Annotated in this window: 8 protein-coding genes; all 8 read right to left on the bottom strand. The window is 74.5% G+C overall.

Going from position 1 to position 8,563, the window contains the following annotated elements; translation table 11 throughout:
- The coding region (locus tag EAH89_RS31405; RefSeq protein WP_161993675.1) for an amidohydrolase family protein at positions 1 to 478 on the bottom strand (478 nt) is incomplete at its 3' end.
- Positions 475 to 2,778 (bottom strand): xanthine dehydrogenase family protein molybdopterin-binding subunit, encoded by a 2,304-nt coding sequence (locus EAH89_RS18820; protein ID WP_140885250.1) that lies wholly within the window; start codon positions 2,776 to 2,778, stop codon positions 475 to 477. The genes EAH89_RS18820 and EAH89_RS31405, both read right to left, overlap by 4 nt.
- 12 nt (positions 2,779 to 2,790) lie before the next feature.
- Positions 2,791 to 3,747 carry an amidohydrolase family protein gene (locus EAH89_RS18815; protein WP_206667606.1) on the bottom strand — a complete coding sequence of 319 codons (957 nt, stop codon included), beginning with the start codon at positions 3,745 to 3,747 and terminating at the stop codon, positions 2,791 to 2,793.
- Between the two features lie 67 nt (positions 3,748 to 3,814).
- Entirely contained in the window at positions 3,815 to 4,816 is a 1,002-nt protein-coding gene (locus tag EAH89_RS18810) for a Bug family tripartite tricarboxylate transporter substrate binding protein (RefSeq protein WP_161993674.1), read from the bottom strand.
- 108 nt (positions 4,817 to 4,924) lie between these two features.
- A complete protein-coding gene (locus tag EAH89_RS18805) occupies positions 4,925 to 5,878 on the bottom strand; it encodes a Bug family tripartite tricarboxylate transporter substrate binding protein (RefSeq protein ID WP_161993673.1) in 954 nt (317 codons plus the stop codon).
- Positions 5,879 to 5,963: 85 nt separating this feature from the next.
- Positions 5,964 to 6,701, bottom strand: coding sequence for a dienelactone hydrolase family protein (locus EAH89_RS18800; protein ID WP_140885247.1), 738 nt, complete (start codon positions 6,699 to 6,701; stop codon positions 5,964 to 5,966).
- Positions 6,698 to 7,621: a Vgb family protein gene (locus EAH89_RS18795; RefSeq protein WP_140885246.1), complete on the bottom strand. Its 924-nt coding sequence runs from the start codon at positions 7,619 to 7,621 to the stop codon at positions 6,698 to 6,700. The genes EAH89_RS18800 and EAH89_RS18795 overlap by 4 nt, the downstream gene beginning before the upstream one ends.
- Positions 7,608 to 8,546, bottom strand: coding sequence for a BKACE family enzyme (locus EAH89_RS18790; RefSeq protein ID WP_140885245.1), 939 nt, complete (start codon positions 8,544 to 8,546; stop codon positions 7,608 to 7,610). The genes EAH89_RS18795 and EAH89_RS18790 overlap by 14 nt, the downstream gene beginning before the upstream one ends.
- Positions 8,547 to 8,563: the final 17 nt, after the last annotated feature.

The raw sequence follows: 8,563 nt of genomic DNA, 5'->3' as shown, positions 1-8,563 counted from the left end.
GGTGGAGCCAGACGGGCAGGTCGTGGGCGGCGAGCGCGGCGAAGAGGGGTTGGTACTCCGGGCGGTCGAGGGGCTTGCCGGCGACGTTGGTGAAGACCTGCACGCCGCGGGCGCCGAGCGCGGTGATGGCGCGCCCGGCCTCCCGCACGGCGCCCTCGGGGTCGAGGAGGGAGAGGGTGGCGACGAAGGCGGGGAAGCGGTCGGGGTGGCGGGCGCAGAGCTCGGCGAGGGCGTCGTTGGCGCGGCGGGCGAGGTCGGCGGCGGCGCCGGCGGGGAGGATGTCCTCGAGCGGCGGGTTGGGGAGCGAGATCACCTGGCTGTAGCCGGGCACCGCGTCCATGGCGCGGAAGCGGGCGTCGAGGTCGTGCAGCGGGCGCACGCCGCGCAGCCGCGCCGCGATGTCGCCCCGCCCCGGCGAGACCGCCGCCAGCGCCGCCGAGAAGGACGCGGGCAGGATGTGCGTGTAGAGGTCGATCACGCGGGCTTCTCCTGCAACGCCCGCCAGACGCGCTCGGCGGTCGCCGGCAGCACGAGGCGGGAGGCGGCGCCAGGCGGCAGCGCGTTGGCGATGGCGCCGAGGATGGCGGGCGGGGCGGCGGTGGTGCCGGCCTCGCCCGTGCCCTTCACGCCCAGCGGGTTGGTCGTGGCGGGCACCTCGATGTGCCGCCCCTGGATCTCCGGCACGTCCTCCGCCCGCGGCAGCGCGTAGTCCATGAAGGAGCCCGAGACGAGCTGGCCGTCGGCCTCCATCGCCACGCGCTCGGTCAGCGCCTGGCCGAGCCCCTGGGCGACGCCGCCCATGATCTGCCCCTCCACGACCATGGCGTTCAGCACGCGGCCGCAATCGTCCACGGCGACGTAGGAGACCACCTTCGTGGCCCCCGTCTCGGGGTCGATCTCCACCTCGGCGACGTGGCAGCCGTTCGGGAAGGTGGTGGGCGCCGTCACCTTCGCCGTGGTGTCCAGCGGCGTGCCGAGCTCCGCCGCGCGGGCCGCGACCTCGATCAGCCCGACCGCGCCGGCGCCGCCCGCGGTGAAGCGGCCGCCCTCGAAGACCACCACCTCCTCCTCCTGCGCCTGCAGCAGCAGGGCGGCGACGGGGCGGGCCTTGCGGAGAACCTCGTCGGCGGTGACGGCGATGGCGCCGCCCGCCGTCATGGCGGAGCGGGAGGCGACGGCGCCGAAGCCGGGCACGTCGCGGTCGCTGTCGCCGCGGGTGACGCGCACCGCCGCGCGCGGCACGCCCAGCCGTTCGGCCGCGAGGTCGCCGAAGACCGTCTCGTGCCCCTGCCCGCTCGAGACCGCGTTGATGCTGACGCTCACGGTGCCGTCCGGCGCGAAGGCGATGCGCGCGGGCTCGTCGGGCATGACGCCCGCGTTCTCGAGGAAGCAGGCGAGGCCGATGCCGCGCAGCCGCCCGCGGGCCTCGGCCTCGGCGCGGCGCGCGGGGAAGCCCGCGTGGTCCGCCGCCCGCAGCGCGGCCTCCAGCACGGCCGGGAAGTCGCCGCTGTCGTAGGTCGTGCCGACGGCGGTCGCGTAGGGCATGCGCGCGGGCGGGATGAGGTTGCGCCGCCGGAGCGCCGCGCCGTCCTCCCCGCGCACCCGCGCCGCCTCCTCGACCGCGCGCTCCAGCAGCAGGTTGATCTCCGGGCGCCCGGCGCCGCGATAGGGGCCGGTGGGCACGGTGTTGGTGAAGGCGCAGCGCGTGCGGATCGCGACGTGGGGGATGTCGTACATGGCGGGCAGGCACATCATCACCAGCCCGGTCGGCACGAAGGCCGCGGCCTGGGTGAGGTAGGCGCCGAGATCGGCCAGCCCCTCCACGCGCAGCGCCAGGAAGCGACCCTCCTCGTCCAAGGCCAGCTCCGCCGTCCAGTCGCTGCCCCGGCCCTGGTTGTCCGTCAGGAAGGCCTCGGAGCGCGTGGAGACCCAGCGCACCGGCCGGCCCAGCCGCTCCGCCGCGCGCAGCAGGGCCGGATATTCCGGGTAGTTGCCGGACTTCATGCCGAAGGCGCCGCCGACATCGTGGCTGACCACGCGCAGCGCGTCCTCGGGGATGCCCATGGAGGCCGCGACGCCCTGGCGCAGCCCGGCCGCCCCCTGCGAGCCCGCGAGGAGCGTGTAGCGCCCCGTGCCGGGGTCGAAGGAGGCCGTGGCCGCCCGCGGCTCCAGCGAGGCGACGACGAGGCGCCCGATCGGCACGGACACGCGCGCGACGAGCGCCGCGCGCGCGAAGGCCGCCTCCACCGCCGCGGCCTTCGTGCCGTCCGGGTCGGGCGGGCCGGCCCAGTCGAGCGCGAGGTTCCCGGGCGCCTCCTCGGGCCAGAGGGCGGGTGCGCCGGGCGCCAGGGCGGCGGCGGGGTCGGTCACGGCGGGCAGCGGGTCGTAGTCCACCACCACCGCCTCGGCCGCGTCCTGCGCCCCGGCCACGGTCTCGGCCACCACCAGGGCCACGGGCTCGCCGAGGTGGCGCACGCGCTCGGCGGCGAGCGCCGGGCGGTGCACGGGGCGGATCGGGGCGCCGTCGCGCCCGCGCACCGGCATGGGGCTGGTGACGCTGCCGAGGCCGGCGAGGTCCGCGCCGGTCAGCACCGCCCGCACGCCGGGCAGGGCGCGCGCCGCCGCGGCGTCGATGCCCCGGATCAGGGCATGGGCGTGGGGGGAGCGGAGGAAGATCGCGGCGGCCGCGCCCTCCGTCGTCTCGTCGTCCGAGTAGCGGCCGAGGCCGCGCAGCAGCGCCTCGTCCTCGACCCGCCGGCCGCTGCCCCAGTGCCCCATGCCGCGTCCCCTCTAGAGCCCGAGCAGCCGCCTCGCGTTCCCGCTCGCGATCCCCTCCCGCACCGCGTCGCCGATGGGGACCTCGTCGAGGAAACGGCCGGCAATCTCGGCCGCCTCGAAGGGGTAGTCCACCGCGAACATCACCCGGTCCTCGCCGAGCGAGGCGAGGGTGCAGAGGAGGGGCTCGGCCGCGCATTGGCCGGAGGTCGTGACGAAGATGTTCTCGCGGATGTAGTCGGAGGGCTGGCGCTTCAGCGGCCGCTCCGCCTTGTAGAGCTTCGCGCGGCTGTCGAGGCGCCAGAGGAGGAAGGGCAGCGTCTCGCCCATGTGGCCGAGGATGACGCGCGCCCCCGGGTGCCGGTCGAAGGTGCCGCCGAAGACGAGGCGCAGCGCGTGCGTCGCCGTCTCCACCGTCCAGCCCCAGGTGGCGCGGGAGAGGATCTTGGCGTCCGCCCAGCCGCCATAGGGCGCGGGAGGGTCGTTCGGGTGGATGTAGATCGGCGCGCCGAGCGCCGCCGCCCGCTCCCAGAAGACCTCGTACTTGTCGTGGTCGAGATAGGTCGCGTCCGTCTGCCCGTTCACCATGCCGCCGACGAGGCCGAGCTGGCGCACCGCCCGCTCCAGCTCGTCGGCGGCCGCGCGGCCGTCCTGCATCGGCAGGTGCGCGAAGCCGGCGTAGCGGTCCGGGCGCCGCGCGATCTCCGCGGCCAGGGCGTCGTTCGCCTCCCGCGCGCGCGCGATTGCCGTCGCCGTGTCCCGCTCCGCCTGCACGCCGGGGCCGGCGAGGGAGAGCACGGCGCGCTCGATGCCGGCGGCGTCCATCGCGGCCAGCCGGCTCTCCCCGAAGTCGGAGAGCCGCGCGTGGATGTCCCTGTAGAGCGCGGGCGGAAGGTCCTCCACCGTCGCCTGCCAATAGCCCTCCATGCCCGGGGTCATGAAGTGTTCCTCGAGCGCGATCTTGCTGATCAACCTGCTTCTCCGTGGCCGCGGGGTGGGGGGCGGCGGGGTGGGGGGCGGCGGGCGCCGGGACACGGGGTCAGCGAACCTCGATCCCGGCGGCGCGCACGATGGCGGCGCCGCGCGAGCGCTCCCCCTCGATGATGGCGGCGAACTCGGCGGGCGTGTTGCCCACGGCCTCGTAGGCCTGCGGCTCCAGCAGGCGGCTGCGGAGTGCGGGGTCCTGCAGCGCGGCCCGCGTCGCCGCCGCGATGCGGTCCATCACCGGCGCGGGCGTGCCGGCGGGCGCCGCGAAGCCCCACCAGGGCCCGTCATAGGGGAAGGCGTAGCCGAGCTCGCCGAGCGAGGGCACCTCCGGCAGGCGCGGCGAGCGCGCGCTGCCGAGCACGGCGAGCGGCTTCACGCGCCCGGTCGCGATCGGCTCCAGCGCGAAGCCGAGCGCGATGTAGGAGACCTGCACGCGGCCGGCGGCCATCTCGTTGAAGGCCTCGATGATGCCGCGGTAGGGCACGTGCTCGATCCGCAGCCCGTCGTGCTGCTTGATGTATTCCCAGAGGAGGTTTGGCGTGGAGCCGGCGCCGGAGGAGGAGTAGTTCAGGCCCGTCTGCGTGCGCGCCCAGGCGACGAACTCCCGCAGGTCCTTCGCGGGCACGGAGGGATTGGCCAGCAGCACGCCCGCGTTGCGCGCGATGAGCGTGACGGGGACGATGGAGCTGTAGCGCGCGTAGAGCGCGGGCTCCACCAGCGGGTAGGTGGAGAGCACCTCCGCCGAGACGGCGCAGAGCGTGTAGCCGTCCGGCGCCGCGCCCGCGCAGGCCTCGAGGCCGACGACGTTGTTGCCGCCGGGGCGGTTGTCGACCACGACGGGATGGCCGAACTGCTGGCGCAGCGGCTCGGCCAGGGCGCGGATGAGGATGTCGAGCACGCCGCCCGGCGGCTGCGGGATGATCACGCGGACCGGCCGGCTCGGCCAGGCCGGCGACGCCGTGCCCTGGGCGAAGGCGGCCCCGGAGAAGAGGCCGCCGAGGGCGCCGGCGGCGAGCAGCAGGAGCGTGCGGTGGAGCGACGCGCGGGGTGTCATGGCCATCTTCTCCCGGAACCGGCGCGCCGCACCGGGCGCGCTCCTTCTTATGAACCACGATACGGTATGTGTGTCCCACATTACGGTCAACGAGGATCGTGCCCGGCGCTAGTTGGCCGGGCGGTACTCGGTGCGCGGCTGGTTCGACAGGCGGATGAGCGCCTCCGCTCCGACGCGGTCCTCGGCCAGGAAGGCGCGGAACTCCTCGGGCGTGCCGGCCTGGGGCTGCACGCCCTGCCGTCCGAGGAAGGCGGCGAAGGCGGGTTCCTGGAACAACCCGACCACCTCCGTGTTCACCCGCGCGACCACCTCGGGCGGGGTGCCGGCGGGCGCCACCAGCCCCCACCAGCCGCGCGAGGGAAAGCCGCCGAGGCCCGCCTCCGCGAAGGTCGGCACCTCCGGCAGGAGCGGCGATCGCCGGGTGGTCGTCACCGCCAGCGGGCGCACCGTGCCGGCCTCGATAGCGCCGAGGAAGTTGCCGACGCCCATGTTGCCGAGCTGGATCTCGTTCGAGGACACCGCGAGCGCGATCGGCCCGCCGCCGCGGTAGGGCACGCCCATGATGCCGGCGGACCACTGCGTGTTCAGCCAGGTGACCAGCAGCTCCTGTAGCGAGCCGCCGCCCAGCGTGCCGAAGGCGAGCGGGCGCGTCGCCGCGTGGGCCTTCAGCTCCGCCACCGAGCGCACGGGAAGCGAGGAGGCGACGACGAGCACCTCCGTCAGCAGGAAGAGGTTCGTGATGGGTACGAACTCGGCGGGGCTGTAGGGCAGCCGGTCGAACTGGAGCGGGTTGAAGGACATCGTCGCGTGGTAGACGGCGCAGAGCGTGTAACCGTCCGGCGCCGCGGCCGCGCAGGCCTGGGCGCCGACGATGCCGTTGGCGCCGGCGCGGTTCTCGACCACGACGGGCTGCCCGAGGCGCCGCGACAGCTCGGGCGAGGCGGCGCGCAGGATGACGTCGGTCACGCTGCCCGGCGCGATCGGCACGATCACGCGGATCGGGCGCGCGGGGTAGGGCTGCGCCTGCGCCCTTGCCCCGGGGGCGAGGCAGGCCAGAATCAACCCCGCCAGGATTCCTGCGCATCTTGCTCGCATACGCCCGCTCCTCCCCCTCGCCCGTGATCCGGGCCGTTGCACCGCTGCGCCGTCAGGGCTTCGCCGCGAAGGCCTCCGACAGGAAGTCGTCAATCAGCCGGTAGCTCGCGCGCGACGCCGCCTCGTCGTACTCGGCAACGCCCGGGACCGCCGCGTCCTCCTCGGCGAAGGAGTGGACGAGCCCGCCGAAGGTCAGCAGGCGCCAGGTCGCGCCCGCCGCGTCCATCTCCGCCTCGAAGGCGTCGCGCTGCGCCTTGGGGGCCACCGGGTCGCGCGAGCCGTGCAGCACGAGCAGTGCCGCGCGCACCGCGCCGGGCGCGGCCGGCAGGGGGCTGACGAGGTCGCCGTGCAGCGAGACGGCCGCGCGGAGGTCGGCGCCCATTCGCGCCAGCTCCAGCACGTTGCCGCCGCCGAAGCAGAAGCCGACCGCGGCGCGCTTTGCCGGTTCGCCCAGGCCCCGCCGCGCGGCCTCCGCCGTCAGCGCGTCCAGCGCGGCGGCGATGCGGCGGCGGCGCTCCGCGGGGTCGTTGCGCAGCGCCTCGGCCAGCGGCGCCGCCTCCTCCGGACCGGACGCCGCGCGCCCCCCGCCGAACATGTCGGCGACGAGGGCGACGCCGCCCGGCCCCGCGATCCGCGCCGCGCGGGCCGCGGCCTCGGGCGTGACACCGAGCCAGTTGGGCGAGACGAGGACCAGCGGGCTGCTCTTGCCCGCATCCGGCCCGATGACGAGCGTCCCCGCGCAGGCGAGGTCGCCGCACGCGTAGCGCAGGGTTTCGACGGTCGCGTTCATGCGCCCTCCCTCACGACTTCACCGATGATCCCGGCGTCGTAGCCGGTGAAGAAGAGCCGCCCGTCCGGCATCGTCGCGATGCAGCGCGCGCCGCAGCCGGACGTGGGGATCGCATAGCTGCCGAGCATGGTGCCGTCCGGCGCCATCCGCCCGATCCGGTTGGCCGCGTTCGCCGTAAACCACAGCTCCCCGTCCGGCGTGACCGTCACCCCGCGCAGAGAGGCGTCGGGGATCGGCACCGGGTGCTCGGTGATGCGCCCCGCGGCGTCGATGCGGCCGAGGGCGTTGGCGCTCGTCTCGACGAACCAGATGCTGCCGTCGGGATGCACGGCCATGGCGCGGGGCTGGCTGTCCGGGCTCGGGATCGGGAACTCCGTCACCGTGCCGTCGAGGCCGACGCGCGCGACCTGGCTCGCCGCGGCCTCGCTGAACCAGAGGGCGCCGTCGCGCGCGACGGGCGAGAGGGGGCGGCAGCCCCGCGTAAAGCCGCGCGCGAACTCCGTGACCTCGCCATCGGGCGTCACCCGCGCGACCTGCCCGGCGTCGGTCTGGGAGAACCAGACGTTGCCATCGGGCCCGAGCACGATGCCGTTCGGGCCGGAGGCCGGGGTGAGCACCGGGTACTCGGTGATCGCGCCCTGCGTCGTGATTCGGCCGACCTTGTTGCCGGTGTTCTCCGTGAACCAGAGCGCGCCCTCGGCGCCGGCGATGATGCCGATGGGCGTGCTGTCCGGCGTCGGCAGGGCGAACTCCTCGAAAGCGCCGCTCCCGGGGTCCAGGCAGCCGATCCGCGCCGTGCCGCTCTCGCAGAACCAGAGGCGCCCGTCCGGGCCGGGCGCGCAGATATAGGGGCGGCTGCCCGGCGTCGGGATGCGGTGCTCGCGGATCGTGACGCGCGCCGCCGCGTCAGAAGCCGACAAGATCGGCCCCCTTCAGCGCCAGGGCCTGGCGCGCCTCGTCGGGCGTCGCAACTTCCAGCCCCAACTCCTCGATGATGCGGCGGATCTTCGCCACCTGCTCGGCGTTGGAGGAGGCGAGCGTGCCGCGGCCGATGTAGAGGCTGTCCTCGAGCCCCACGCGCACGTTCCCGCCCATCATCGCGGCCTGGGTGCAGATGGGCATCTGCTGGCGCCCGGCCGCGAGCACGGACCAGACGTAGCTGTCCCCGAACAGCCGGTCCGCCGTGCGCTTCATGAACAGCACGTTGTCCCAGTCGCTCCCGATGCCACCGAGGATGCCGAAGATCGTCTGCACGAAGAAGGGCGGCTCGATCAGCTTGCGGTCGACGAAGTGGGCGAGGTTGTAGAGATGGCCGACGTCGTAGCACTCGTGCTCGAAGCGCGTGCCGTGGTCCTTGCCGAGCATCTGCAGGATGCGCGCGATGTCGCGGAAGGTGTTGCGGAAGATGAAGTCGTCCGTGCCCCGGAGATAGGGCTCCTCCCAGTCGTGCTTCCACTCCTTGTAGCGGTCGGCGAGGCCGAAGATGCCGAAGTTCATGGAGCCCATGTTGAGGGAGCACATCTCGGGCTTCGCGCGCAGCGGCGCGGCCAGCCGGTCCTCCACCGTCATGTTCAGCCCGCCGCCGGTGGTGATGTTCAGCACCGCGCCCGTCGCCTGCTTGATGCGCGGCAGGAACTGCATGAACACCTCGGGGTCCGGCGTCGGCTTGCCGGTCTCGGGGTCGCGCGCGTGCAGGTGCAGGATGGAGGCGCCCGCCTCGGCCGCGGCCACGGCCTGCTCGGCGATCTCGCTCGGCGTGACGGGAAGCGCGTCGGACATGGTGGGCGTGTGGATGCCCCCGGTGACCGCGCAGGTGATGATGACCTTGTTGCGAAGGCTGCTCATAGGGGATCTTTCTGAGG

Source organism: Muricoccus nepalensis (assembly GCF_006438825.1).
GTDB classification, from domain to species: domain Bacteria; phylum Pseudomonadota; class Alphaproteobacteria; order Acetobacterales; family Acetobacteraceae; genus Roseomonas; species Roseomonas nepalensis.
This window is presented reverse-complemented; position numbering and strand designations above follow the sequence as displayed.

Excerpts from the sequence above, each read along its gene's own strand:
- EAH89_RS18820 (WP_140885250.1), bottom strand. The coding sequence starts at position 2,778 with ATGGGGCACTGGGGCAGCGGCCGGCGGGTCGAGGACGAGGCGCTGCTG.
- EAH89_RS18810 (WP_161993674.1), bottom strand. The coding sequence starts at position 4,816 with ATGACACCCCGCGCGTCGCTCCACCGCACGCTCCTGCTGCTCGCCGCC.
- EAH89_RS18800 (WP_140885247.1), bottom strand. The coding sequence starts at position 6,701 with ATGAACGCGACCGTCGAAACCCTGCGCTACGCGTGCGGCGACCTCGCC.
- EAH89_RS18790 (WP_140885245.1), bottom strand. The coding sequence starts at position 8,546 with ATGAGCAGCCTTCGCAACAAGGTCATCATCACCTGCGCGGTCACCGGG.